Below are 1,974 nucleotides of genomic sequence, written 5' to 3'. Positions count from 1 at the left end.
TCGCCCCGCAGTCCCTCAACTTCCCCCAAGTCCACCGCACCACCATGCCCGAACCCACACCACACCACCAAACCGACCTAACGAAGTACTACTAGTGCTGGATTCCTCAAAGGCGGTACACATAGCTCGTTGACATCCATCACATGAAAGTCAACGACCCTCACAACTCTCCGTCACCACCGAATGTGAGACAGGGCCGTTCCTTTGACAGACCCGAACATCCTGCGCACGGACATGCACGCTCACCGGCAGCTGCCCTACTGACCTCTTCGGATTGTTGTCGGGGGTGGTGACGTGTGGTGATCCCTGCGGTAGGCCGGAGTTATGCGGTACGCGCAGGGTGGAGGGCTGACCGCGGAGCGGCGGCTGTTACGCGAGCGGATCCGGTACGAGGCGGTGAGCGGTTCGGTCGTGGCGAGAGAACCGCGGTGATCGCGAAGTGCCTGCGGGTCAGTGAGCGGTCGGTGGAACGCTGGCGTCGTGCCTGGCGGGAGGGCGGAATGACCGCGCTCGCCTCCGCGGGGCCGCCGAAACTGCCCAAGGTGTCCGATGAGCAGTTCGCTGTCCTGGAGAAGGAGCTGGCACGGGGGCCGGCCGTGCATGGCTGGGAGGACCAGCGCTGGACGCTGGCCCGGATCAGAGTGCTGATCGTCCGGACGTTCCGGCTGGACTGCTCGTCGTCGGCGGTGTGGCGGCTGCTGCACCGGCACGGCTGGTCCTGGCAGTCGCCGGCCCGCCGGGCGCTGGAGCGCGACGAGCAGGCGGTGGGTCTGTGGAAGAAGGATGTGTGGCCGCAGGCGGAATGACTGCGGCGGCGCTGGGCGCGTACATCGTCTTCGAGGACGAGGCCGGGTTCTCGATGACACCGCCGCACGCCCGCACCTGGGGCCGGCGTGGACACACGCCGGTCGTGCGAGTGCGGGGCCGCTCCTGGCGCCGCTGGTCGATCGCGGCCATGTGCTGCTCCAAACCGGGTGAAACGTCCCGGCTGATCTACCGGCCGCGCCGCCCGCGAGCACAAGGGCAAGGGACGCGACACCTTCGCCTGGAGCGACTACCGCGACCTGGTCGTCCGCGCCCACATCCAGCTCCAGGCACCCATCATGTTGATCTGGGACAATCTCAACACCCATCGAGCCGCGGGAATGCGCGAGTACGCGGCTGCACACGACTGACTCACCATCGTCCAACTGCCCTCGTACGCGCAATGCTGCTGACTTTAGGCACTGCGAGGAAGTTTGCGTTTGGCTTTCGACGTGGTTCTGGAGGCTGGGGTGATGGTGATGGTTTCGGGTGTTGGTGTTGGTGTCTGGGGCCAGTTGAGGTGATGGGAGCGTTTGAGCGGCCAGTGTGACATCTTGCGTTTGACGACGCGTGGGCATGAACGGGTACGTCGTTTGGGTAGCAGTCGGCTGGCAATTTCAGCCACGCACTGCCGGAAGGCTCAGCCCAGTCGTCCGGGGGGAAAAGCCCGCCTGGGCGGGGACTTGGCGCCGGGCAGCATTCAGGGTGCGGGTGAAAGAGATCCGGTCCGGGTCCACACCGCGCGAACGCGCTGCATGGTGGGCAAGCTGCCGCAACGCGTGGTGGACCAGCAGGAAACCGTAGACCTCCTGGGTGACACCGTCCGGGTCCTTCGAGCGCAGTACCGCCCCCGAGCCGCGCTGGTGAACCTTGAGCTCGTCCAGCAGCGTTTCGATCTCCCACCGTTCATGATAGAGAACGGCCAGCTCACGGGCGGGAGCCTCCGCGGGGTCGAGGACCGAGGTGATCAACCGGTAGACCTCGGTACTCCCAGGGAGCGTGTACTCGATGACCCGGATATCTTGAGGATCCGCGCACTGGTAGTAATCAGCAGCGGCAAAGATCTGCGACAGATACGAACCATCGTCCAGCTGCCGGCACACCGGCAGAACCGCGTTGCTCTTCACCCGCCACAGCAGATCCGCGCCACTGGCCAGCGCCGCACGCCAG

Annotated in this window: 1 protein-coding gene and 1 pseudogene; one reads left to right on the top strand and one right to left on the bottom strand. The window is 65.4% G+C overall.

The features are described from left to right. Positions 1-324 precede the first annotated feature (324 nt). A pseudogene (locus AC0699_RS39645) lies at positions 325-1,172 on the top strand (IS630 family transposase); the annotation flags it as partial. Between the two features lie 249 nt (positions 1,173-1,421). Here AC0699_RS39645 and AC0699_RS39640 read toward each other — a convergent pair. Then, positions 1,422-1,974 (bottom strand): transposase (locus AC0699_RS39640; protein WP_478671560.1); only part of this gene is annotated, 553 nt, incomplete at its 5' end.

It is taken from the genome of Streptomyces sp. NPDC043870 (assembly GCF_056435785.1).
This window is presented reverse-complemented; position numbering and strand designations above follow the sequence as displayed.